Origin of the sequence: Corynebacterium sp. H127, from assembly GCF_037482665.1 — a bacterium.
In the GTDB taxonomy this organism is placed as follows: domain Bacteria; phylum Actinomycetota; class Actinomycetes; order Mycobacteriales; family Mycobacteriaceae; genus Corynebacterium.
The window spans coordinates 163,620-186,671 of record NZ_JBBHKY010000003.1 but is presented as its reverse complement, the minus strand read 5'-3'; the positions used below and the strand labels follow the sequence as shown (position 1 = coordinate 186,671).

The following is a 23,052-nucleotide window of genomic DNA, read 5'->3' as shown; positions in this document are numbered from 1 at the left end:
CCCGTGTCCGAAGTGCAGGAACTAGACTTGTGGGCATGCTGCTTTCAGATCGTGATATCCGCGCTGCAATTGATACCAAAGAACTGGGAATTGAACCGTTCGCTCCGGAGATGATTCAGCCGTCGTCCATCGACGTGCGTATGGATCGATTCTTCCGCGTCTTCAACAACTCCAAGTACACGCACATCGACCCGAAGCAGCAGCAGGACGAGCTGACCAGCGAGATCGAGGTCAAGGACAACGAACCATTCATTCTGCATCCGGGTGAGTTTGTGCTGGCCGCGACATTTGAGAAGTTCACCCTGCCTCCGCACCTCGCGGGTCGGTTGGAGGGTAAGTCCTCACTGGGGCGCCTCGGCTTGCTTACGCACTCCACCGCTGGCTTTATCGACCCGGGATTTTCCGGTCACATCACTCTGGAGCTGTCCAACGTGGCCAACCTTCCGATCGCGCTGTGGCCGGGGATGAAGGTGGGCCAGCTTGCGCTGTTCAAGATGAGTTCCCCGGCAGAGACTCCTTATGGCAGTGGCAAACTCGGCAGTAAGTATCAGGGGCAGCGTGGCCCTACCCCGTCGAAGGCATATCTGAACTTTAGGTAACGTACGCAGCGCCCGCGCCCAAATACCGGTAAGAATGACTCTTATGCGTATGACAGTCATCGGAACCGGATATTTAGGCGCCACCCACGCCGCCTGCATGGCCGAACTGGGCCATGAAGTCCTCGGAGTGGACGTAGACGAGCAGAAGATCGAGGCGTTGCGAAACAGTACCGTTCCGTTTTATGAACCGGGGCTTCCTGAGGTTTTGGAACGCAACATTGCTGCAGGTCGGCTGGCTTTTACTACTTCCTATGATGAGGCGGCCGAGTTTGGCAATGTCCACTTCCTGGGCGTTGGTACTCCGCAGCAGCGCGGCTCCTATGCTGCAGACCTCAAATACGTCTACGCCGTGATAGAGGATCTCGTGCCAAAGCTGAAGGGCAAGCACGTCATCTTTGGCAAGTCCACCGTGCCAGTGGGGACTGCCACTGAGTTGCAGAAGATGGCTGACGAGCTGGCCCCAGCAGGTACTGAAGTAGAGATCGCCTGGAACCCCGAGTTCTTGCGCGAAGGCTTTGCAGTCAAGGACACGATCACCCCAGACCGCATTGTTCTAGGAACGCGCGCCGAGAACTCCACCGCGGAAGAGATTGCCCGCGAAGTGTATGCCACCCCACTGGCGGAGGACACTCCATTCATCGTTACGGATCTGCAGACCGCTGAGCTGGTTAAAGTATCTGCGAACGCCTTCCTGGCGACCAAAATCTCCTTCATCAACGCGGTCTCCGAGGTGTGCGAATTGGTGGGCGCGGACGTCGTTAAGCTTGCCGACGCCATTGGTCACGACGACCGCATCGGCCGCAAATTCTTGGGTGCCGGCCTTGGTTTCGGCGGTGGCTGCCTGCCTAAAGACATCCGGGCATTCATGGCCCGCGCTGGCGAACTGGGCGCTGACCAGGCTCTGACTTTCCTACGCGAAGTGGACGCGATCAATATGCGTCGCCGCGATCGCATGGTGCTGCTCGCCCGTGAAGCATGCGGTGGCAACCTACTGGGCCACAACGTGACAGTCCTCGGTGCTGCCTTTAAACCGAACTCGGACGATGTTCGAGATTCACCGGCGCTGTCTATTGCAGGTTCGTTGTCGCTGGCTGGAGCCCAAGTCACCGTGTATGACCCGCAGGGCATGGATAATGCCCGCAAGGTTTTCCCAACCCTGAATTATGCTTCCTCCACTGACGACGCGCTGCGCGGTGCTGACGTAGTGGTGCTTGCCACCGAGTGGCAGGAATTCCGCGACCTTGATCCGGTCCACGCCGCTACGCTGGTACGCGAGAAGAAGATTCTCGACGGCCGCAACGTGCTGCCGGTCGAGGAGTGGAAAGCTGCCGGATGGACTATTCAAGCATTAGGACGATCCTTGTAATCCTCTTTGTCCTCTGGAGTCCGGCCTCGCTATGGATGCTTTATGATCGCGGCGAGGTCTACTGCGGGATCGGTGTCGCAATGTCGGCGCTGGTCCTCATCGCCTATTGCGTCCGGCCCCGCGGTGTGGTGGGGAGCATCGGCGCGATGATCGCCGGCATCGGATGGGCAAACGATACGTATATTGCGATGACTTCCGGTCCCAATGATCCGGTAATCAATGTCTTCGGATTGGTGCTGTATGTCGGCGTGGCCTTGGTGGTGCTGCAGTTGATCGCCGACAGGAATGACCGCCGTGCCCGATCAGGAAAGGCGAACGGCCCCGCCTGAGCTGGGCGAGGCCGTTATCTGTACTGCTTGTAGTGCTTGTAGTGCTTCAGGAACTCAGCAAAGTGGTGACACTGCAAAAGCTGGCTGGGGCGAAACAACTTCGAGGTGGAGTTCTGCGAGCCAAAGTCTTGAACCGACCTATTGCTTGTAATGCTTCAAGAAGTTGCCGAGTCGGCCAATTGCTTCCGTCAGTTCCGCAGCGTGTGGCAATGTGACCACGCGGAAGTGGTCCGGCTTATCCCAGTTAAATCCGGTGCCGTGAACGAGCAGGATTTTCTCCTGCCTAAGTAGATCCAGCATCATGCGGGAGTCGTCCTGGATCGGGTACATCTCCAGGTCGATCTTCGGGAAGGCGTACAGTGCGCCCATCGGCTTCACACAGGACACTCCCGGGATCTCGTTGAGGGCTTCATAGGCGGCGTTGCGCTGCCGCAGCAAGCGCCCGTTTTTCCCTGTCAGGCCATAGATGGACTGCCGGCCACCGAGCGCGACTTGAATGCCATGCTGTGCGGGAACGTTGGGGCACAAGCGGGTACCGGCAAGTAGGTCCAAACCTTCGATGAAGCCTTCCGCATGATGCTTCGGGCCGGTCAGTACCATCCAACCGGCACGATAGCCTGCCACACGGTATGCCTTGGACAGGCCATTAAAGGTAATGCACAGCAGGTCGGGACATAGGGTGGCTATGGAGATGTGCTCAGCATCGTCGTAGAGGATGCGGTCGTAGATTTCATCAGCGAGAACGAGTAGCTCATGCTCGCGGGCGATGTCTACAATTCGCTGCAGCACCTCGCGCGAGTACACGGCGCCAGTTGGGTTATTTGGGTTAATCACCACGATGGCTTTGGTGCGGTCCGTGATCTTCGCCTTGATGTCCTCGATGGACGGGTTCCAGTCGTCTTCCTCGTCACAGAGGTAGTGCACGGCCTTGCCTCCGGCAAGGGAAGTGGCGGCGGTCCATAGCGGATAATCTGGGGCTGGGATTAGCACTTCATCGCCGTCGTTAAGCAGCGCTTGGGTCACCATGGAAATAAGCTCGGAGACCCCGTTGCCGAGGTAGACATCGTCGATATCGAACTCAGGGAAGCCGTCGATCAGCTCATAACGGGTCACGATGGCGCGACGTGCAGGGACGATGCCCTTGGAGGTGGAGTAGCCTTGCGACGTTGGCAGCGCAGCAATCATGTCTCGCATGATCACATCCGGAGCATCGAAACCGAAGACGGCGGGATTGCCTGTGTTGAGCTTGAGGATTCGAGACCCTTCCGCTTCGAGGCGCTCGGCTTCGGCGGCTACGGGTCCACGGATCTCATATAAGACGCCCTTCAATTTGTCGGACTGGTCAAAGATGCGTGGTGGCTTTTGAGTATTCACCTGTCCCATCATGCCACCGTAGACAGGGGGGAATAAAGCCCCTGCCATCAGGAGCCTGGCTCAGGTTAGGAATTCGGTGGATTCGCTGGGCGAAGATGCCGTGAGGGGCGTGGTCTTTTGTGGGGGAGACTTGCCAAAGCAAAGCCGCATCACAGCTCAAGTGTGATGCGGCGCGAGGTGCTCGGGATTTACTGCTCAGCTTCGGGATCGCCCTTTGGATCAACCTTCGGCGCTCCCACTTTGGTAGCCAAACCTGCTGGCGCTTCCGCAGGTGGTCGTCTGCGGCCTAACTTGGAGAACTTGTCCCGGATTGCTTCGAATGCATCCTCTGCAGTGGCGGTATTGCCAGCAGCGCGGGACGTTTCGATCTGGATTTCATCTACAGTGAGCTCGCCAGAGCGCAGGGAAACCAGGTCGCCGTGGTAGCGCAGCCATACCGCGATGCTCGCAGCCACCGGCACGGCCAGGAAAGCGCCGATGATTCCGAATAGGCTGGAACCCACCGTCACAGAGAGCAACACGATTGCCGGGTGTAGATTCATCGCCTTGGACTGCAGGATCGGGGAAAGCACATTCCCCTCGAGCTGCTGCACGGCAATAATAAGGATGAGCACGAAAATTGCCGTCGTAGTGCCGTTGGAGACCAGTGCCACCAGCACCGCCAATGCACCTGCGGTGACGGCACCAACGATTGGAATGAAGCCGGCAAAGAACGTCAGTACGCCCAGGACGAAAGCGAGCGGAACGCCAAGAATGACGAGGCCAGCACCGATGATGATGGCGTCGATGAGGGAGACGATCGCCTGTGCCCGGATGTAGCCCGCCAAGGTGTTCCATGTGCGGGTAAGGGCTTCAGTTAGGTGCCAACCAGCATTGGCTCCGGTAGTGCGACGGATCCACGGCAGGAAGCGATCGCCGTCTTTAAGGAAGAAGAACGTCAGCACGAGCATGACGCCGAGGGTGACAAGGACGGAGGAAGCGGTGGATACGCCTTGCGCCACCCCGGAAGCAATATTGCTTGCCTGCTCCTGTGCCTTCGCCATGATGTCGTTGAGAAACCCGGTGATTTGATCGATGTTGAGATTGAAAGGCGGGCCCTGCAGCCAAGTCTCAAGTTTGTCCAAGCCTTCGGAAGCCTTGTCAACGAGTTCCTTGGATTGCTTCCCGATGCTCGGAGCCATAGCGGTAAAAATGCCGACGATGGTTCCGATCGACACTAAAAGCACCGTGGTAACGGCAAGTGCGGGCGGCCACTTCTTGCTGCGCAACCATTTGACTGGTGGCCATAAAACGGTGGAAACCAAGATCGCCAAGAGGATCGGCAGTAGCCCGGTCCACACCTTGCCCAGGCCTTTCCAGGCAATGAATCCAGCAATCGCAAGGATGACAAAACGCAGCGCCCAGCCGGCCACCCACCGGCCGTCTTGGCCGAGGATTGCGGCGCGGTCGATCCTCTCCGAGTGGAGTGGTTCAGCGCCAAGCTGCTCGGGCAAGTCAATCAATTTGTCGAGGTTATCTTTGTTGTGTATGTCCATCAGATCACCAATTGTGCCAGAGCAACCCCCATTTGTCCTTGGCTCACAGGGGATACCGCGCAGCAATACTGATGTTGTGATCCATATCTCATGCGAAAGTTGAGTCCGCTGGGAACAAGTTTGCTCGCAGCGCCGTTGTGCTAAGTGAACAGGTTGAGTGACGCCCGCTCAAGGCATTTGCTAGGATTGCAGAAGTTGAGCCAATGGGTATCAATCTGTAGCAAATGTAGTCCAACAAAATAGGAGGAAACACATGGGACGTGCAGTAGGTATTGACCTCGGAACCACCAACTCGGTTGTATCCGTACTGGAAGGTGGCGAGCCAGTAGTAATCGCCAACTCTGAGGGTGCTCGCACCACGCCATCGGTTGTTGCATTCGCAAAGAATGGTGAAGTGCTCGTTGGTCAGTCTGCCAAGAATCAGGCGGTCACCAACGTTGACCGCACGATCCGCTCCGTCAAGCGCTACGTTGGTACCGACTGGAACGTAGATATCGACGGCAAGAAGTACACTCCGCAGGAGATTTCCGCTCGTACGCTCATGAAGCTCAAGCGCGACGCTGAATCTTACCTGGGTGAAGAAGTTACCGATGCCGTGATTACCGTTCCTGCCTACTTTGAGGACGCACAGCGCCAGGCGACCAAGGAAGCCGGCCAGATCGCTGGCCTCAACGTGCTCCGTATCGTGAACGAGCCAACTGCTGCTGCTCTGGCATACGGCCTGGAGAAGGGTGATAGCGAACAGACCATCTTGGTATTCGACCTCGGCGGCGGCACCTTCGACGTCTCCCTGCTTGAAATTGGCGACGGTGTCGTTGAGGTTCGCGCAACTTCCGGTGACAACGAGCTGGGCGGTGACGACTGGGATCAGCGCATCGTCGATTGGCTCGTGGAGAAGTTCAAGAACGCCAATGGCATTGACCTAACCAAGGACAAGATGGCACTGCAGCGCCTGCGTGAGGCTGCGGAGAAGGCCAAGATTGAACTGTCCTCCTCGCAGTCTGCCAACATCAACCTGCCTTACATCACCGTTGACGCAGACAAGAACCCTCTCTTCCTGGACGAGAACCTCTCCCGCACTGAATTCCAGAAGATCACTCAGGATCTGCTGGACCGCACCAAGGCGCCATTCAACCAGGTGATTAAGGATGCCGAGCTCTCCGTCAACGACATTGACCATGTGGTGCTGGTTGGTGGCTCTACCCGTATGCCAGCCGTCACCGAATTGGTGAAGGAACTGACCGGCGGCCGCGAGCCGAACAAGGGTGTTAACCCGGACGAGGTCGTTGCAGTCGGTGCTGCGCTGCAGGCCGGCGTGCTGCGCGGTGAAGTGAAGGACGTGCTGCTTCTCGACGTCACCCCGCTCTCCCTCGGCATCGAAACCAAGGGTGGCGTGATGACCAAGCTCATCGAGCGCAACACCACCATCCCAACCAAGCGTTCGGAGACCTTCACTACAGCGGAGGATAACCAGCCTTCCGTACAGATCCAGGTCTTCCAGGGCGAGCGCGAGATGGCTTCCGCCAACAAGTTGCTCGGTTCCTTCGAACTGGGTGGCATTGCGCCTGCCCCACGTGGCGTGCCACAGATCGAGGTCACCTTCGATATTGACGCCAACGGTATCGTCCACGTCACCGCTAAGGACAAGGGCACCGGCAAGGAAAACACCATCAAGATCCAGGACGGTTCCGGCCTCTCCAAGGAAGAGATCGACCGCATGGTGAAGGACGCCGAGGCGCACGCAGAAGAGGATAAGAAGCGCCGCGAGGAGCAGGAAATCCGCAACTCTGCCGAGTCCCTGGCCTACCAGACCCGCAAGTTCATGGAGGACAACTCCGACAAGGTTTCTGAGGACATCAAGAACAAGGTTGAAGAGGCTGCCAAGGGCGTCGATGAAGCTCTCAAGGGTGAAGACATCGAAGCCATCAAGACCGCAGTAGAGACCCTGAACAAGGAATCTCAGGAGCTTGGTAAGGCAATCTACGAGGCACAGGCTGCGGAAGCAGGCGCTGAAGGTGCCGCGGCAGATGCTGCCACTGACGACGGCGTTGTTGACGCAGAAGTCATCGACGAGGAAGAAGAGAAGAAGTAATGACTGAGCCGAATCGCGACATGTCGCAAAACCCGGGAGATCCCGACATCACGGATCAGGAGGCTACCTCTCCGGAGGCCGCTGAAGCTGAGGCGGCTGCCGCTGAGGAGGCTCAAGCAGAAGCTGATCTGGAAGCCCAGGTCAACGAAGCCCTCGCAGATGTCGACCTCGATGAAGACGGCGAAGTTAACGATGTAGAAGCGCAACTCGCCGAACGCACCGAGGACCTGCTGCGGATGACCGCTGAGTACGCGAACTACCGCAAGCGGACCGAGCGGGATCGAGTAGGAGCCATTGCGGCCGCCAAGGCAAGCATGATCGAAAAGTTCCTGCCCATCTTGGATGACCTCGATCTTGCGGAAAAGCATGGTGATCTTGCGGAAGGGCCGCTGAAGGCTTTCGCAGACAAGTTCACCAACATCGTGACTGCGCAGGGCCTCGAAGCTTTTGGGGCGGAGGGTGATCCCTTCGACCCAGAGCGGCACGAAGCAGTGCAAGATTTATCCAACGGTGAAGAAAAAGTCATTGGAACAGTGCTGCGTAAGGGGTACCTCGTGGGCGAGCGACTCGTGCGCACCGCGATGGTGATCATCGCCGACCCAGCCGAAGCTGCTGGCGAAGCACCGGCGTCGGAATAACTTCGGACGTCGAAAAGCAAGGTAAATGCAGAAAGGAGGAGATGCCCGATGACGCAACGCGAATGGGCGGATAAAAATTACTATGCGGACTTGGGGGTCTCCTCGTCTGCTGATCATGCCGAGATTAAGAAGGCTTATCGCAAGCTAGCGCGCGATAACCACCCGGACAAAAACCCTGGCGATAAGCTTGCAGAAGAGCGTTTCAAGAAGGCTGCCGAGGCATATGACGTGCTCGGCGACGAAAAGAAACGCAAAGAATACGATGACCTGAAAGCCATGCTGGCATCCGGAGGTTTCGGCGGATTCAGCGGACGAGGAGGTCCGGGCTTCCCCGGTGGGTTTCAAGGTAGCCAAGGATTCGAGGACATTCTCCGAGACGGCGGATTTGCTAGCGAAGGTGGCATTGGGGATATCTTCGGTGGCCTTTTCAACCGCGGTGGCCATAGCCGCACAGCAGCTGCGCCAACGCGGGGGGCCGACGTCGAAACGTCCATCACCCTGGAATTCCGCGAAGCGGCCAAAGGGACCACGATCCCCATTCAACTGAGTGGGGAAGCGCCCTGCACTGATTGCCACGGATCTGGATCCAAATCCGGAAACCCATCCGTATGTGGGGATTGCAGTGGCACGGGATATACCTCGGAAAATCGAGGGGCCTTCGGGTTCTCTGCACCGTGCACCAAGTGTGGTGGTTCTGGACGCGTGATCACCGATCCGTGCGCAACCTGCACTGGAACTGGGACTGTGCGTCGTACTCGATCCATCACGGTGCGTATCCCAGCCGGTGTTGAGGATGGTCAGAAGGTCCGGCTCGCCGGGCAAGGCGAAGCGGGACCCAATGGCAAGCCGGCGGGCGACCTATTCGTCACGGTGTCCGTCAAACCTGACAAGGTATTCACCCGAAAGGGCGATGACCTGCAGGTGACGGTTCCAGTAAGCTTCGGTGAGCTCGCACTTGGCGGGACAATCGCTGTTCCGACTTTGGATGCCCCGGTGCGGGTGAAAATACCGGCAGGAACCCCTTCTGGGCGCGTGCTGCGAGTCCGGAATCGGGGAGTACATCGTGCTTCTGGAGCGCAAGGTGACCTGTTGGTGAAGGTAGAAGTCCACATTCCTCAAAACATGGGTGCAGCAGAAACTTCTGCATTGCGCAGCTATGTCCAGGCCGAAAAGGACGCGGGGCATGATCCTCGTGCCGATTGGGTCGGGGCGGAATAAGGAGGAATCTGATGAGTAGCCGAGGGGCGGATAACGAGGTCTTCGTTATTTCTGTCGCTGCGGAACTCGCGGGAATGCATGCCCAAACGCTGCGGACCTACGACAGGATAGGCCTGGTTATTCCGCAGCGGACAAGGGGAGGCGGCCGGCGATACTCGCGTCGGGACGTAGATTTGCTGCGCGAGATCCAGCGACTTTCCCAAGAAGAAGGTGTGAATCTTGCGGGAATTAAGTCCATCATCGAGTTGACCCAAGAAAACGAAAAGCTCAAGGCGGAAAACGAACAATTGAAACGTGAACTCGCAGACAACCAACGTCCGCGCAGTCATGGTGAATTGGTTCACGTGCCACGCTCCACCGCTGTGGTGATGTGGGAACCGCGTCGAAAACGGCGCAAGCCTTAGCTAGTCCGCCCGTCAGTGTTTCGCTGGCGGGCTTTCGCATGTCCGAAATTTGCCTAATTAACAAAACCTTTCCTAGCTGCGACCTTTCAAAGAAGGGACTGCAAATATAGTAAATGTGATTGCGGACACATTTTCCCCTGGTTAGGCTGAGCGAAATTCAACCATTTCCCACGCTCAGCACTTGAAAGGACGTCCCCAATGGCGGTATACGCAAACCCTGGCACCGAGGGCTCGATCGTAGAATTCAAGCAGCGCTACGAGAACTTCATCGGTGGAGAGTGGGTGGCTCCAGTTAATGGCAACTACATGGATAACCTCTCCCCAGTCAACGGTGAAGTCTTTTGCCAAGTCCCCCGCTCTGATTCCGATGACATCGAGAAAGCGCTCGACGCGGCGTATGCCGCAAAGGATGTATGGGGCAAGACCAGCCCGGCGGAACGAGCAGCATTGCTGCTCGCCATAGCCGAGCGCATGGAAGAGAACCTCGAAAAGATTGCGGTCGCGGAGACCTGGGACAACGGTAAAGCTGTGCGCGAAACTCTTGCTGCCGATATCCCCCTGGCAATCGATCACTTCCGCTACTTTGCGTCGGTGGTGCGCACCCAGGAGGGGCGCATGTCGCAAATCGACGACAATACCGTTGCCTACCATTTCCTCGAGCCAATCGGAGTGGTGGGGCAGATCATCCCCTGGAACTTCCCGCTGCTCATGGCTGCGTGGAAAATCGCGCCTGCCCTCGCCGGCGGTAACTGCATCGTCCTCAAGCCCGCTGAGCAAACGCCGGCATCAATCCTCTACGTCATCGAACTCATTGCAGACCTATTGCCAAAGGGCGTGCTGAATGTGGTGAACGGCCTCGGTGCTGAGGCAGGTGCCGCCCTGACGGCTAGCTCGCGGATTAGCAAAATCGCGTTTACGGGCTCTACCGAGGTCGGCAAGATCATTCACTCCGCAGTTTCGGACAAGATCATTCCGGTCACTCTGGAACTCGGTGGCAAGTCGCCGTCGATCTTCTTCCCGGACATCATGGATAAGGATGATGACTTCCTAGACAAGTGCGTGGAGGGCCTTGCCATGTTCGCACTCAACCAGGGCGAAGTGTGTACCTGTCCATCTCGGGCGCTCATCCATGAAGACATCGCGGAGGAGTTCCTCAAGCGTGCGGTGAAGAAGGTGGAATCCCTTAAATTTGGCAACCCGCTTGATACCGAAGTGCAAATGGGCGCGCAGGCTTCTCAGGAGCAGATGGACAAGATCACCGGCTATCTCAAATCCGGCCCTGCTGAGGGTGCAGAGACGCTCACTGGCGGTGGCATCAACAAGATCGACGGTTTGGAAGGCGGCTACTACATCGAGCCGACCATCTTCAAGGGTTCCAATGACATGGCGTGCTTCCGAGAGGAAATCTTCGGCCCTGTTCTCGCAGTGACTACCTTCAAAACCTTCGAAGAAGCCATGGAGATTGCTAACGATACGATCTACGGCCTCGGTGCTGGGGTGTGGAGCCGAAACGGCAACACCGCCTACCGGGCTGGCCGCACGATTCAGGCGGGCCGAGTGTGGGTGAACAACTACCACTCCTACCCGGCGCATGCGGCCTTCGGCGGCTACAAGCAATCGGGCATCGGCCGGGAAAACCATGCCATGATGATGAGCCACTATCAGCAAGTCAAGTGCATGCTGGTGTCCTATGACGAGAAGCCGACCGGCTTGTTCTAATCCTCAAGGATTCCTATCCTGCAGTGTGCGCAACCGGCGGTGAAACTCCGGATCAGTCCAGTATGCCGAGTGCCCGCCGGCTGCCGGCCATACCTCCGCCCCAAATTCCGGGTCGGCGGGATCAGGACCGTGGACACCGCTGCGGGCGGTCACCGAGAGCCCGATCGGATCTGCAGTGGAGGTCGTGGCGATCACCCGTGGACGCTCAGACTTGAGGTTGAGCTGATCGGCACGGTGTACTCCGACACCGGGACTACCCGCGAACACCACTGCATCAGCGGTTAGACCACGGCCCTGCGCAGCATGGCCGGTGACAACTGACCCGTAGGAATGACCAACCACCGTGAGATGAGGTTCATTGCCCACTCGCGCGGCCCGCCGCTTGAGCTCCGCCTGAAAGTCTCGCAGCCGCGTAGCACCGATACTCGCGGGGCCAGTAGCGGTAGCCGCGAGTAGGTTGTTCGGCGCGCGATAGTCGATCCAGAGCACTGCGGCGCCACCCGTGGTGCGCGAGATTCCTTGTGCCCGGGTGGCGTACTCTGCCCAGTCTGCAGGATCTGCTGACCCCACTCCTGGCACGAGGGTAGTGACGGCGGGTGCGGTGTCTATCTCACCAAAGGCCAAGATAACGCCGTCGCTGGCCGGCATGAAACGAGCTGTGGGGAATCGCTCGGCTAGGGCGCGGATTTCTGGACCGGCGGTACTGACCACAAACTCGTGGATTTCTTGCTGGCTGGCATTAGAAAAGTCACTGAGCGTGGTGTTCGTTGGTTGTTGTTCAGTGCAAATGGCAGTGATTTCCTGCGCGCAAGCCCGATCCACCGCCTTTCCTAACTCAGCAATCTCCGCTAGGAGGAGATCTACTGAACGGGAGCGCTGCCCGATGCGATCCAGGGAAGCAGTGAGCTTATCGACGTCAATCTCCAGCGCAGCGGCAACCTCCGCAGCCCGGGAGAGCACCCCAGCGACAGCACTCATCTGACTGATTACTTGCGCTTGTTGTTTCGCAGTCGCGGAATCGGAACGCCGGGCAGCCTGTAGAAAGTCGGCATCGCTACCGGCTGCAAAGAGGGTTTCCCACCGCTGGTCATTGGCGTGGAGAGCTTGAGACTGCCGGGTGGCGAGCTGGGAAAGCTGGCGGGCGGCGTCGTAAAGCTCAGGTGCCCTAACCGGCAGCACGCAGCGTCCTTGTGATCATGTCGTCCTGCGTCCGTAGCTGCGCGATGGTCCTGAGTACTTGCCGGTGGCTCGCCTGCAGGGATTGGGAGCGCCGGTTGGATTCTTCTCGCCACTTCGCGCTCGCGGTGGACAACGCTGCCGCGGTGAGCGAACTACCTGGCAGATCAGGGAAATGTGTGGGGAACTCAAGTGGTTGTGTGGGTGTGGTGGTGATGTTCATGCCCTGCATGGTGCGGACTGGATGCTATGTGAGCAAGGTCCGGTTTCGCAGATCTGTGGATAGTTTGTGGCTATCCACATAAGCTTGGGGGCCATGAAGATCGCATTGGCACAGATCCTTTCCTCTGGAGATAAGCTAGACAACCTGGCTCGTATTCAAGACACAGCGCGGGAAGCTGCGCAACGTGGAGCTGAGCTGATCGTCTTTCCAGAAGCGGCGATGAAAGCTTTTCAATCGGGGCGGCTGGATGAAGCCGCAGAACCCATCGATGGTCCCTTCGGTACGGCCATTAAGGAACTCGCCGCCGAGGTCAAGGCCATGATCGTGGTCGGAATGTTCACCCCGGCGGATACCCAGGGCAAGTTCAACCGGGTGCACAACACACTGTTGATCACAGACGGTCAGGCTGTTAAACGCTACGACAAAGTGCATACCTATGATGCCTTCGGATACACCGAATCGGATACGGTCGCGCCCGGGGCGGAGCTGGTGACCTGGGGAGAGTTGGGTTTTGCTACCTGCTATGACATTCGCTTCCCAGAGCAATTCAAGGCACTAGCTAGTAGCGGCGCCAAAATCATCGTCTTGCCGGCATCATGGGCTAATGGAGAAGACAAACTGCGGCAATGGCAGCTGCTGGGGAGCGCTCGTGCATTGGATTCCACCAGCTTCGTGGTTGCGGTGGGCCAGGCACAGCCGCCGGAGGCTACACCCGGCGATCCCACGGGAATCGGTCATTCTGCACTTATCAGCCCGACCGGGAAACGCATCGTTGAAGCTGGCTACGGTGAAGAGTTGCTGGTAGCCGAGATTGAACTCAGTGACGTAGATAAGGCGCGTGCTGCACTGCCCGTCCTACAGGGCTAGCACCTGGATGTTGTCTGCTGGGGTGCCAGCTTCGATCAACTGCGCACGTGTTTGCTGCGCCCACTCGGGAGCGCCGGAAATGAGTACCTCGCGATCCGCCCAGGTTCCCCACGAACTCACCGAAGCAGCAAGTGTCCCCACCTGCTGCAGGTGCAATCCGCGCGGAGCCTGAGAGTGTTCGGTCGCACCAACCCACCACTCGTCCGCGGACTTCTCGACGACCGGTGTCACCGACAACCACGGCGTGTTTGCTGCAATGTGCCACAATCCCTGCAAATCATAGAGCTCCCCGGGGAACTCCGCGCCGAAGAACAGGTGTATCCGGTTCGTGGTGCCACGCATAATTTGGTCTAGCAGGATTGCCCGGAGTGCCGCGAGGCCGGTGCCCCGCGCGATCAAAAGCGCATCGTTTTCGCCGCTCAGATGCAGGTTGCCATGCCCGGGCCCGAAGTACCACTCGTCACCTGGCTGGGATACCGCGAGTCGCGAAAGTTCCGGGGTCTCGGAGAGGTGAAACTCGATGAAACCGGCGTCGCTAGATGGCAGTGCAGGAGCGAGGTGTGGCCAATAGCCACGGGCGAGCGAAGAAGAGACGGCGAGGTATTGGCCCGGCAGGTACTGGATCGGATTGGGGCATTCGAGGCGAATCACCGTGATCCGGCGTGAGCGACGCTGCACTTCTACAACCTTGCCCCATCCGGGGGGGGGAATCTCTGAAAGCGTGGACACCAACAGTTTTGACAGTTTGCTGAGTTTTTGGTCGGCGACGTGAACCTCCGAATAGGGGAGGTCAGTGCAGAACTCCCGGATGCATTTTCGGATGATGTCGAGGCCTGTTTGGGCGATCTCCGGTGTGAGTCCGAAGGCGCGGTGGTCCCGGGCAAAGGTGACTACCAGATCTTCGTTTAGCTCGTTATCCAGTATAAATGAGAGTGCAAACACCAATTCTTGGTGCGCATCTTCTTGTTTTGCGGGAAACAACAGGCGGGTTTCTGGGCGCGTGAGAAAGAGCTCGCTCAGTACGCGTTCGCGGAACGCCTTCTGCTCAGCGAGCAATACATTCGTAATTGGCCCTGGCACACGTCCATTGTGCCGTTAGGATCTTCACATGGACAACTCCGCCTCCATGTGTGCACAAAGTCGCACGCAGCGTTTGGAAGAACTACCAGTCACCCGCAAACACGCCCGTTTGCTCAGTGTTTCCGGGATTGGGTGGGCGCTCGATGCCATGGACGTTGGACTGATTTCTTTCATCATGGCAGCCCTAGCGGTGCAGTGGAACCTCAGCAAACAGGAGGTGTCTTGGCTAGGTTCTGTCGGTTTCGTCGGGATGGCCATCGGTGCATCATTGGGCGGCTTGCTCGCCGACAAAATCGGGCGTCGACAGGTTTTCGCCGCAACGCTGCTGATCTATGGAATCGCTACTGGGGCATCGGCCCTCGCAGGGTCGCTCGCAGTGCTAATGATCCTGCGATTTTTTGTGGGGCTTGGGCTGGGAGCGGAGCTTCCTGTGGCTTCCACATTGATTGCCGAGTTCTCCCCGCGGGCAGTGCGGGGGCGGATGGTAGTGCTGTTGGAAGCATTCTGGGCGGTGGGTTGGATTCTCGCTGCGGTCGTCGGCACGTTTGTTGTTGCCAACGGCCATGACGGTTGGCGGTGGGCGCTTGCGCTAGGGTGCATCCCGGCGCTGTACTCGATCATTGTGCGCGTCGGTATGCCGGAGTCGGTGCGTTTCCTTGAATCGCGTGGGCGCCACGAGGAAGCCGAGACGGTAGTGCAGTCTTTTGAGCAATCGCGGATCCCGTTTAAGGTGACGCCAGCGCGGGCGATGGAAACTGCGGTTGTTGCTGATTCGATTTGGGATAGGGCTGTGCGTTCTCGGACTGCGGCGCTGTGGGTGATTTGGTTCTGCGTCAATTTCTCCTACTACGGCGCGTTCATCTGGATTCCTTCGCTGCTGCACGCGCAGGGCTTCACCCTGGTGAAGTCTTTCACCTTCACGTTGATCATCACGGTGGCACAGCTCCCGGGATATGCCGTTGCGGCCTATCTCATCGAGACATGGGGGCGCCGATCCACCCTGGCAGCCTTCCTTGTCGGCTCTGCTGTTGCCGCGGGCATGTATGGCTTTGCGACGGCCGAATGGCAGATCATCCTTGCTGGATGCCTGCTGTCCTTCTTCAACCTGGGGGCCTGGGGTGCGCTGTACGCCATTGGCCCTGAGCTGTATCCAACCAATATTCGTGGTCAGGGGACTGGCGCGGCAGCAGGCTTCGGCCGGATCGCTTCCATCATTGCGCCGTTGTTTGTCCCGCCAGTGTTGGCCACATTGGGGACGATGGGCTTGTTTGCCTTCTTTGCTCTCGCTTTCGCGATTGCGGCGATGGCGGCGTTCGCACTTCCGGAGCTCAAAGGCCACGCCATCTAGCCGCCGCGCTATCTAAGCAGTTTTGACGCAGCGGAGGCGGCCCTGTGACCAGCGCGGGTCGCTCCAATGGTGGAAGAGTCGAGCCGTAGCCAGCGAGCAGTACTCGCGGGTTTCTGGCGGTAGTGACCTCATCCGTCATGTGGATTCCCCCTCGTGGTGAGCGCAGATGCAGCGGGGCCAGGTGCTGTAGTGAAGGGCGGAAGCCAGTATTCCAAAAGATGATGTCCGCATCCACGAACGTGCCCGCTGGTAGTGGGTCCCAACCATAGGCTGGGCCGGGTGGTGTGCCTGCGAAGACCACTCCTTCGGGTGTTATCTGGTCAAACATGCCACGGGAAACTAGCAGACCACTGTTAACGCCGGCGTGATAGTCAGTGCGCGCCGGGATGCCGGTGTTGGATACCACTGAGCCGGGGCCCTCCCCGCGCAGGGTGCGTGCGCGCACCCGCTTCTCGACGTCTAATCCCCATGACGCTGATGTGGCGTTGCCCAGGAATTCTGGTGGCCGTCGTGTGGCCCAGACCGTCGGGGTCTCGGCGCCCAGTTCGAGTAGGAATTGGATCGCGGAGAGTCCGCCGCCGACGACCACGGTGCGACGATCCGCAAAATCAGCTGCGTGGACAAAGTCTTTAGTATGGAGTTGCTTTCCCTGGAAAGTTTCGATGCCGGGGATATGGGGGATGAACGGGGAATCCCAGGTGCCGGTGGCGGAGATGATGATGTGGGCGCAGATGCTCTCCCCGGAGGAGAGCTCAAGTTGAAATGGCACGTGTGGGCTGTCCTGGGAGACGCGTAGCACTCGGATAGGGCGTCGAACCGCCAGGTTAAACACCTCTTCGTAGGATCCGTAGTATTCGGAGACTAAACGTGACGCGGGAACGGTGTCGTCGCCACGTGGTGCCGCTAGGCCGGGCAGGTCGGCGATGCCGTGGGTCTTGCCGAGAGTTAAGGAGTCCCAGCGGTGCCTCCAAGCGCCGCCGGGGCCGTCGTTGGCGTCGAGGATGAGGAAGTCGCTGCCGGGGCGAAGACCGCGGTTGGTGAGTTGCTGCGCGGAAGCGAGTCCTGCCTGGCCTGCCCCGATTACCACTACTTTAAATGGGGTCACGTCAACAGGGTAAGCATGTGTGAGACTCGGAGCAAGCTCTTGAGTCAGGCGTTGTCAACTTTAAATGAGTTGCATATCACAAGGTTTCCGTGAGTTGAGTGGAACACGCTCAATCTGTTGAGCGTTAGAACTAGTAGAAAGAGAGGAAAAATATGAATTCATTTAACCCAACCACTAAGACTTCGGAAGCGCTGCAGTCAGCATTGCAACTCGCTTCCGCTAACGGAAACCCAGATATCCGACCCGCACATCTGCTTGTCGCAATTTTGGAGCAGGCTGATGGCATTGCCGCTCCTGTCCTACAGGCCGCAGGCACGGACCCTAAAACGGTGTTGGGCGAGGCGAAATCGAAGGTTGATAGCTACCCCAAAGCCTCGGGGACGAACCTGGCCAACCCGAATTTCAATCGCGACGCCCTCAATGTGCTCACTGCAGCTCAGGAGCTGGCCGGCGAGCTAGGAGATGAATTTGTCTCCACTGAGGTGCTCTTGGCGGCAATTGCCCGCGGCGATTCCGATGCTGCTGACATCCTGAAGTCTCGTGGCGCCACCTATGACGTTATTAAAAGCGCTTTCACTGCGGTGCGTGGCTCTCAGAAGGTCACCTCCCAAGACCCGGAGGGACAGTTCCAAGCGCTGGAGAAGTACTCCACCGATCTGACCAAGCTGGCCCGTGAAGGCAAGATTGATCCGGTTATCGGACGTGATGAAGAGATTCGTCGCGTAGTCCAGGTGCTGAGCCGTCGCACCAAGAATAACCCAGTGCTGATTGGCGAGCCTGGCGTTGGAAAGACGGCGATCGTCGAGGGGCTAGCGCGTCGAATCGTGGCGGGTGACGTACCTGAATCTCTACAAGGGAAAGCCTTAATTAGCCTAGATCTCGGCTCGATGGTTGCCGGGGCGAAGTATCGCGGTGAGTTCGAAGAGCGACTTAAGGCTGTGCTTGACGAGATTAAGGCCGCCGAAGGGCAGGTCATTACCTTCATTGACGAGCTGCACACGATTGTGGGTGCCGGTGCCTCCGGTGAGTCTGCAATGGATGCCGGGAACATGATCAAGCCGCTTCTTGCCCGCGGTGAACTGCGACTCGTCGGCGCCACCACTTTGGAGGAGTATCGCAAATACATCGAGAAGGATGCCGCGCTGGAGCGTCGCTTCCAGCAGGTCTATGTCGGTGAGCCCTCAGTCGAGGATGCCATCGGCATCCTGCGTGGCCTGAAGGAGCGCTACGAGGTGCACCACGGCGTACGCATTCAAGACTCGGCGCTAGTTGCTGCTGCGACGCTGTCCGATCGCTACATCACCTCGCGCTTCCTGCCAGATAAGGCAATCGACCTTGTTGATGAAGCGGCCTCGCGCTTGCGCATGGAGATCGATTCTTCCCCGCAGGAAGTCGATGCACTTGAACGCGTGGTTCGTCGCCTCGAAGTGGAAGAGATGGCGCTGGAGAAGGAAACTGATGCGGCATCCAAGATCCGCCTCGACAAGCTGCGCCAGGAGCTTGCCGATGAAAAGGAGAAGCTCGGCGAACTAAAAACCCGCTGGGCTAATGAGAAGTCCTCCATCGATCGGGTGCGCACCGCGAAAGAGGAATTGGAGCGTCTGCGCGGCGAGTCTGAGCGGGCGGAACGTGAGGGCGACTTAGGTAAGGTTGCCGAGCTGCGTTACGGCCGGATTCCCGAGCTGGAAAAGGAAGTTGCGGAAGCTGAGTCCAAGATCCAGGCATCCATGGTCACGGAGGAAGTCACGCCGGATACCATCGCCGATGTGGTCTCCGCCTGGACTGGGATCCCAGCCGGAAAAATGATGCAAGGGGAAACGGAAAAGCTGCTGAACATGGAGGCTGAACTGGGTAAACGTGTGGTCGGACAGGACGCCGCAGTGGTAGCGGTCTCTGATGCCGTGCGCCGTTCCCGCGCCGGCGTTGCCGACCCAAATCGCCCAACCGGTTCCTTCCTCTTCCTGGGCCCTACCGGTGTGGGTAAAACGGAGCTGGCGAAGGCTCTCGCGGAATTCCTCTTTGATGATGAACGCGCCATGGTTCGCACCGACATGTCCGAGTACGGTGAGAAGCACTCTGTTGCCCGCCTCGTCGGAGCCCCTCCGGGATACGTTGGATACGACCAAGGTGGCCAGTTAACCGAGGCTGTGCGCCGCCGCCCCTACACCGTCGTGCTTTTCGACGAAGTGGAGAAGGCTCACCCAGACGTCTTCGATATTTTGCTGCAGGTCCTCGACGAAGGTCGCTTGACCGACGGCCAAGGCCGTACCGTGGACTTCCGCAACACACTGCTGATCCTCACCTCTAACCTGGGGGCTGGTGGCACCAAGGAACAGATGATGGATGCCGTAAAGCATGCCTTCAAGCCAGAGTTTGTCAACCGCCTCGACGACGTGGTCATCTTCGACGTTCTTTCTCAGGAGCAGCTGACCAGCATCGTAGATATTCAGGTGGGGCAGTTGGCAGCTCGCTTGGCTGCCCGCCAGCTGCAGCTGCAGGTGTCCGATGCGGCCCGCCTGTGGCTCGGGGAGCGCGGCTACGACCCAGCGTATGGCGCGCGTCCACTGCGTCGCCTCATCCAACAGGCTATTGGCGACCAGTTGGCCAAGAAGCTGCTAGCCGGCGACGTCGTGGACGGAGACACCGTACACGTGGATGTTGCTGATGGCGGTGAGTCGCTGGAGCTCTCGGCCTAGATCCAGCCTGATTCTGCCCCGTGGAAATGAGTTGCCCGCCCGACAAGGCTGAGGTGGAACAGCTTTCCATGGGGCAGTTTTCCCTCCGTACCCCCAGTGCGAATGGGGACGCCCACACAAAACTACAATGACCGGTTATGACCCAGCGTGCGCCAATCCACACCGCCATCTCCAAAGCCGGCGTGGTGTGGTTTGGCATTATGGTGCTGGGTATCGGTTTCGGAGTATTGGCCGTGGACAACGGCTTTCCGTGGTGGGCAGCGCCCCTGATCTCCCTCACGGTTCTCGCCGGTTCCATGGAGTTCATTCTCATCGGTTTGATCGCTGCGGGCGCACCATTGCTGAGTATCGCTGTGGCCACCTTGCTCATCAATTTTCGCCACCTCTTTTATGGGCTTACCTACCCCCTTGAAGCTTTCAAGAAGCCATGGCAACGGCTCTACATAGTTTTCTGCATGGTTGATGAGGCTTTTGCAGTAGTGATGGGGCTGCCACGAGAAGAACGCGACCCAAAAGTAATGTGGTGGATCCACGTCGGGCTGCACTTGTCCTGGGCGGGTGGCTCGCTGATAGGCGCAGTGTTTGGTGCGCGCCTGCTTGGTGGTTTGGCGGGATTGGACTTTGTCCTCATCGCCCTGTTTGTGGTGCTGGCCATGGATTCCTGGCACGTTAACAAAGATGCGGTTGGTCTGTTGCTGGCTCTTGGCGCTGCTGGGGTGGGCGCGATGTTCGGACACCAACAAATGATGCTCATCGCAATGACCTTGTTTGCGGTAGCACTAGTGATTCGTCACAAGGTGGTGGGACGCCATGAGTAGCTACTTCTTCTTCGCCGTCGCCACCTGCGTCGCCGTGACCTTCGCTTTGCGCACAGTGCCCTTCCTGGTCAAAACCCGGTTGTACGGTTCGGCGCTGCTAGAGAACTTCGGCCGGTGGATGCCTATGGGGGCAATGTTTATTCTTGCCCTCTACTGTTTGACGGGAGTGAACTGGGGCAGCACCAACATCAATGTGGGATACGGGCTCGGGTTGGCTGCGACCGTAGTAGTGCACGCTTGGCGTCGTAACGCGGTGCTGTCGATCGTGGCCGGTACCGCTGTGTGCGTCTGCTTCTCGACGTTCCTAGCCTGATGCTGCACCTACCCGCAGTCCCGCCTAGACTTGGCGCCATGATCACCATCACCCCGGCTGACCTTGTACAACGCGTACGGGATTCCCGCAAAACCACGATCGTCGCATCCGTGTGGGAGCCCGGTATGGGCGCGAGTCTGACCCGCTTTCTCACCGAACACATCCCAAACGCGCAGTTTTGCGACACCTCGCTAGCGCTAGCAGGAATTCCTTCGAGTCAAGAAGGGCGCAACCCGTTGCCGGACCCGCTGCAGCTGCAGCGGTGGTTCGTCAAAATGGGGGTCAACGCCGAAAGCCCGGTTGTGGTCTATGACTACGGCAAAGGCTTTCTTGCCGCCCGTGCCTGGTGGATCCTGAAGTGGGCGGGTGTTCCGGACGTCCGGATCCTTGATGGTGGCATTGACGGCTGGAGGCGCGCCGGGCTGCCCGTCGTTGGTGGTCCCGGTAACTTCCCGGCAACCAGCACACTACGGCCGCACATTGGCCAACTACCGACCGCAACATTAGAGGACGTGAAGGCACATCAGGGGATTCTCGTCGACTGCCGTGAGCGTTCCCGCTATTCCGGACAGAAGGAATCCCTCGATCTCAAAGCAGGTCACATCCCGGGTGCCGTGAACTTGCCCAGCTTGGATCTTTTGCATGAGGACTACACCTTCAAGTCCCCGGAGGAGATTCGGGCAAAGTTTGCGGAAATTGGGGTGACCTCTGGTGAAAACGTCATCGTTTACTCCGGTTCCGGGCTGCATTCGGCACAAATGATCGCGACGATGCACCACGCTGGGCTGCCTGGTGCCGCGCTGTTTGTGGGTGGTTGGTCGCAGTGGTCCGCCGATCGTAGTAATCCGGTGCAGCGGGTCGACTAAGCTTTATCCCCGTGTGGTTTATTCTTGCAGCTCTCCTACTCATTGCCATCGCAGTATTTCTGCTGTGGTTTTCGCGTCGTCAACAGCAGCAGTCGGCTCAGGACGCGTCAGAAGTTGATTCAACCCCGGCTGAACTAGGCGGTGGGGGCACTCAGGGGACTGAGGTGTTGGCAAACGCTGGCCCAGCAATTGGTTGGGATGAGTTGTCCGAACCACTGACACCAGGTGTTGCCCGCAAGATCGAGGTAGTGGAAGACCTTGAACCTGATCTAGGGGAAGAACCAGAACCGGAGCCGATTGCGGAACCGGAGCCAGAACCAGACTCGATCGCTGAGGTAATTGCGGACATCGAGGTGGCGGAACCGGCGGCTCCATCAGAACCCGTGGCAAAACATGCCGAAGACGCAGTGACCGAGTCAGATCCTCGGGAACACCGCGAGCACCGCCTTGGACTCAAACTGCCGGGTGGTGCGCGTCGCGAGCGCAAACACTGGGCGAGCGACCGTGGCTTCGACTACGCCAAGGCTGATGATTATCTAACTGACGAGTGGTCGCGTGGCGCCGCAGCCACTGGTGCAGCGCCACGCGAAGTGGTCTCCGGAGTGGTGGAGAGCTTCGGCTTGGAATATGAAATGTACCTGGTCGATCTGGAAAACGTGCCAGTGATGGCGATTCGGCGCACCGCCGCCAGCGATGTCGTGCTCGATGCCCGCCGCGTTGGCGAGCTGCTTGACGACGACTCCGACGATCTCCTCCCCGTGACCCAAGTTTCAGGTTTCGCGATCCTATCCAACGATTTCGGTGCCGCCGAGCGTGCCATCGACGAGCGCATTATCGCAGCGCTAGCAGCCATGCCTGCAGCTGTGACAGCGGTGTGGGCAGAGTCGGATTGGGTCCTAGCCCAAACCCAGAAGAGTTCTACTTCCGAGGATTGGGATCGGATGATAGAGCCGCTTGCGCTGATTGCCGATGCTTCGCGGATACTGCCACCACGTGCCGTTCGGAACCTAGAGGTTCCGGTGAAAACTCGCCCGGTGGGCGATCCAGTGCTCGTCGAAAAGCAGCAAGAACCGGAACTACTCAGGGTGCCGCGTTCGGAGGACCCTGTCGAAATGCCGAGCAGGGCGCAGCGCGCTGCCCACGGTGTTGTGGAAGCACGTCCGGTGGGAGTAGATGAAGTCGGCGCGATTGCCGAGGGGCCTGCTGAGCTGCCAGAAAGTGACGGCACAAGAGTGGTGCGTCGCGATACCAAACCCACAATCTTCTAAAACCGCCTAAGGAGCACA

The 23,052-nt window shown here is 58.5% G+C and carries 20 protein-coding genes and 1 pseudogene; 15 read left to right on the top strand and 6 right to left on the bottom strand.

Annotated features, from left to right (window positions below; translation table 11 throughout):
- The first annotated feature begins 35 nt into the window (after positions 1–35).
- From dcd to WG936_RS04865, 3 genes are read left to right on the top strand one after another with little or no spacing between them, the layout of a single operon-like run.
- Positions 36–599 carry a dCTP deaminase gene (dcd, locus tag WG936_RS04875; RefSeq protein ID WP_339564214.1) on the top strand — a complete coding sequence of 188 codons (564 nt, stop codon included), beginning with the start codon at positions 36–38 and terminating at the stop codon, positions 597–599.
- A gap of 43 nt (positions 600–642) precedes the next feature.
- Complete coding sequence (locus WG936_RS04870; RefSeq protein ID WP_339572245.1) at positions 643–1,965, top strand: UDP-glucose dehydrogenase family protein; 1,323 nt, start codon at positions 643–645, stop codon at positions 1,963–1,965.
- Complete coding sequence (locus tag WG936_RS04865; RefSeq protein WP_339572244.1) at positions 1,932–2,294, top strand: hypothetical protein; 363 nt, start codon at positions 1,932–1,934, stop codon at positions 2,292–2,294. Before WG936_RS04870 ends, WG936_RS04865 begins: the two co-directional genes overlap by 34 nt.
- 138 nt (positions 2,295–2,432) lie before the next feature.
- Here the strand turns inward: WG936_RS04865 and WG936_RS04860 are convergent, their stop codons facing one another.
- On the bottom strand, positions 2,433–3,668 hold the full coding sequence (locus WG936_RS04860) for a pyridoxal phosphate-dependent aminotransferase (protein WP_339564053.1): 1,236 nt from the start codon (positions 3,666–3,668) through the stop codon (positions 2,433–2,435).
- A gap of 188 nt (positions 3,669–3,856) precedes the next feature.
- A complete protein-coding gene (locus WG936_RS04855) occupies positions 3,857–5,203 on the bottom strand; it encodes an AI-2E family transporter (RefSeq protein WP_445227933.1) in 1,347 nt (448 codons plus the stop codon).
- A 253-nt stretch (positions 5,204–5,456) separates the two neighbouring features.
- Here WG936_RS04855 and dnaK point away from each other — a divergent pair, with 253 nt between their 5' ends.
- The 5 genes from dnaK to exaC all read left to right on the top strand — a co-directional run bounded on the left by dnaK (position 5,457) and on the right by exaC (position 11,274).
- A complete protein-coding gene (dnaK, locus tag WG936_RS04850; protein ID WP_339572243.1) occupies positions 5,457–7,295 on the top strand; it encodes a molecular chaperone DnaK in 1,839 nt (612 codons plus the stop codon).
- Positions 7,295–7,933: a nucleotide exchange factor GrpE gene (grpE, locus tag WG936_RS04845; RefSeq protein ID WP_339572242.1), complete on the top strand. Its 639-nt coding sequence runs from the start codon at positions 7,295–7,297 to the stop codon at positions 7,931–7,933. The genes dnaK and grpE overlap by 1 nt, the downstream gene beginning before the upstream one ends.
- 48 nt (positions 7,934–7,981) lie before the next feature.
- The gene (gene dnaJ / locus WG936_RS04840; protein ID WP_339564050.1) at positions 7,982–9,151 is read left to right on the top strand and encodes a molecular chaperone DnaJ; all 1,170 of its coding nucleotides are present in this window, start codon (positions 7,982–7,984) and stop codon (positions 9,149–9,151) included.
- Positions 9,152–9,162: 11 nt separating this feature from the next.
- Positions 9,163–9,555, top strand: a complete 393-nt coding sequence (locus tag WG936_RS04835) for a heat shock protein transcriptional repressor HspR (RefSeq protein WP_339564049.1) — start codon at positions 9,163–9,165, stop codon at positions 9,553–9,555.
- A 198-nt stretch (positions 9,556–9,753) separates the two neighbouring features.
- Complete coding sequence (gene exaC, locus WG936_RS04830; protein WP_339572241.1) at positions 9,754–11,274, top strand: acetaldehyde dehydrogenase ExaC; 1,521 nt, start codon at positions 9,754–9,756, stop codon at positions 11,272–11,274.
- Between the two features lie 3 nt (positions 11,275–11,277).
- Here the strand turns inward: exaC and WG936_RS04825 are convergent, their stop codons facing one another.
- Together WG936_RS04825 and WG936_RS04820 are read right to left on the bottom strand one after the other, a co-directional pair.
- Complete coding sequence (locus tag WG936_RS04825; RefSeq protein WP_339572240.1) at positions 11,278–12,453, bottom strand: alpha/beta hydrolase; 1,176 nt, start codon at positions 12,451–12,453, stop codon at positions 11,278–11,280.
- Positions 12,440–12,673, bottom strand: a complete 234-nt coding sequence (locus WG936_RS04820) for a hypothetical protein (protein WP_339572239.1) — start codon at positions 12,671–12,673, stop codon at positions 12,440–12,442. Before WG936_RS04820 ends, WG936_RS04825 begins: the two co-directional genes overlap by 14 nt.
- Before the next feature lie 93 nt (positions 12,674–12,766).
- Between WG936_RS04820 and WG936_RS04815 the strand changes: the two genes are divergently transcribed.
- Positions 12,767–13,540, top strand: a complete 774-nt coding sequence (locus WG936_RS04815) for a carbon-nitrogen hydrolase family protein (protein WP_339572238.1) — start codon at positions 12,767–12,769, stop codon at positions 13,538–13,540.
- Here WG936_RS04815 and WG936_RS04810 read toward each other — a convergent pair.
- A complete protein-coding gene (locus WG936_RS04810; RefSeq protein WP_339572237.1) occupies positions 13,529–14,620 on the bottom strand; it encodes a hypothetical protein in 1,092 nt (363 codons plus the stop codon). The two genes, WG936_RS04815 and WG936_RS04810, sit on opposite strands and share 12 nt — an antisense overlap.
- 28 nt (positions 14,621–14,648) lie before the next feature.
- Here WG936_RS04810 and WG936_RS04805 point away from each other — a divergent pair, with 28 nt between their 5' ends.
- Positions 14,649–15,968 (top strand): MFS transporter, encoded by a 1,320-nt coding sequence (locus tag WG936_RS04805; RefSeq protein WP_339572236.1) that lies wholly within the window; start codon positions 14,649–14,651, stop codon positions 15,966–15,968.
- An 8-nt stretch (positions 15,969–15,976) separates the two neighbouring features.
- Here the strand turns inward: WG936_RS04805 and WG936_RS04800 are convergent.
- Positions 15,977–17,073, bottom strand: a pseudogene (locus WG936_RS04800) (NAD(P)-binding domain-containing protein).
- A 152-nt stretch (positions 17,074–17,225) separates the two neighbouring features.
- Between WG936_RS04800 and clpB the strand changes: the two are divergent.
- The 5 genes from clpB (at position 17,226) to WG936_RS04775 (ending at position 23,034) form a co-directional block, all read left to right on the top strand.
- Positions 17,226–19,769 (top strand): ATP-dependent chaperone ClpB, encoded by a 2,544-nt coding sequence (gene clpB / locus WG936_RS04795; RefSeq protein ID WP_339572234.1) that lies wholly within the window; start codon positions 17,226–17,228, stop codon positions 19,767–19,769.
- A gap of 137 nt (positions 19,770–19,906) precedes the next feature.
- Entirely contained in the window at positions 19,907–20,587 is a 681-nt protein-coding gene (locus WG936_RS04790; RefSeq protein WP_339572233.1) for an AzlC family ABC transporter permease, read from the top strand.
- Positions 20,580–20,900 (top strand): branched-chain amino acid transporter permease, encoded by a 321-nt coding sequence (locus tag WG936_RS04785; protein ID WP_339564039.1) that lies wholly within the window; start codon positions 20,580–20,582, stop codon positions 20,898–20,900. Before WG936_RS04790 ends, WG936_RS04785 begins: the two co-directional genes overlap by 8 nt.
- 38 nt (positions 20,901–20,938) lie before the next feature.
- Positions 20,939–21,766: a sulfurtransferase gene (locus WG936_RS04780; protein ID WP_339572232.1), complete on the top strand. Its 828-nt coding sequence runs from the start codon at positions 20,939–20,941 to the stop codon at positions 21,764–21,766.
- An 11-nt stretch (positions 21,767–21,777) separates the two neighbouring features.
- Positions 21,778–23,034, top strand: a complete 1,257-nt coding sequence (locus WG936_RS04775; RefSeq protein ID WP_339572231.1) for a hypothetical protein — start codon at positions 21,778–21,780, stop codon at positions 23,032–23,034.
- Positions 23,035–23,052: the final 18 nt, after the last annotated feature.

Excerpts from the sequence above, each read along its gene's own strand:
- dnaK (WP_339572243.1), top strand. The coding sequence starts at position 5,457 with ATGGGACGTGCAGTAGGTATTGACCTCGGAACCACCAACTCGGTTGTA.
- WG936_RS04780 (WP_339572232.1), top strand. The coding sequence starts at position 20,939 with ATGATCACCATCACCCCGGCTGACCTTGTACAACGCGTACGGGATTCC.
- WG936_RS04835 (WP_339564049.1), top strand. The coding sequence starts at position 9,163 with ATGAGTAGCCGAGGGGCGGATAACGAGGTCTTCGTTATTTCTGTCGCT.
- dnaJ (WP_339564050.1), top strand. The coding sequence starts at position 7,982 with ATGACGCAACGCGAATGGGCGGATAAAAATTACTATGCGGACTTGGGG.
- WG936_RS04855 (WP_445227933.1), bottom strand. The coding sequence starts at position 5,203 with ATGGACATACACAACAAAGATAACCTCGACAAATTGATTGACTTGCCC.
- WG936_RS04870 (WP_339572245.1), top strand. The coding sequence starts at position 643 with ATGCGTATGACAGTCATCGGAACCGGATATTTAGGCGCCACCCACGCC.
- WG936_RS04820 (WP_339572239.1), bottom strand. The coding sequence starts at position 12,673 with ATGAACATCACCACCACACCCACACAACCACTTGAGTTCCCCACACAT.
- exaC (WP_339572241.1), top strand. The coding sequence starts at position 9,754 with ATGGCGGTATACGCAAACCCTGGCACCGAGGGCTCGATCGTAGAATTC.
- WG936_RS04790 (WP_339572233.1), top strand. The coding sequence starts at position 19,907 with ATGACCCAGCGTGCGCCAATCCACACCGCCATCTCCAAAGCCGGCGTG.
- WG936_RS04805 (WP_339572236.1), top strand. The coding sequence starts at position 14,649 with ATGGACAACTCCGCCTCCATGTGTGCACAAAGTCGCACGCAGCGTTTG.
- WG936_RS04815 (WP_339572238.1), top strand. The coding sequence starts at position 12,767 with ATGAAGATCGCATTGGCACAGATCCTTTCCTCTGGAGATAAGCTAGAC.
- WG936_RS04785 (WP_339564039.1), top strand. The coding sequence starts at position 20,580 with ATGAGTAGCTACTTCTTCTTCGCCGTCGCCACCTGCGTCGCCGTGACC.
- dcd (WP_339564214.1), top strand. The coding sequence starts at position 36 with ATGCTGCTTTCAGATCGTGATATCCGCGCTGCAATTGATACCAAAGAA.
- grpE (WP_339572242.1), top strand. The coding sequence starts at position 7,295 with ATGACTGAGCCGAATCGCGACATGTCGCAAAACCCGGGAGATCCCGAC.
- WG936_RS04865 (WP_339572244.1), top strand. The coding sequence starts at position 1,932 with ATGGACTATTCAAGCATTAGGACGATCCTTGTAATCCTCTTTGTCCTC.
- clpB (WP_339572234.1), top strand. The coding sequence starts at position 17,226 with ATGAATTCATTTAACCCAACCACTAAGACTTCGGAAGCGCTGCAGTCA.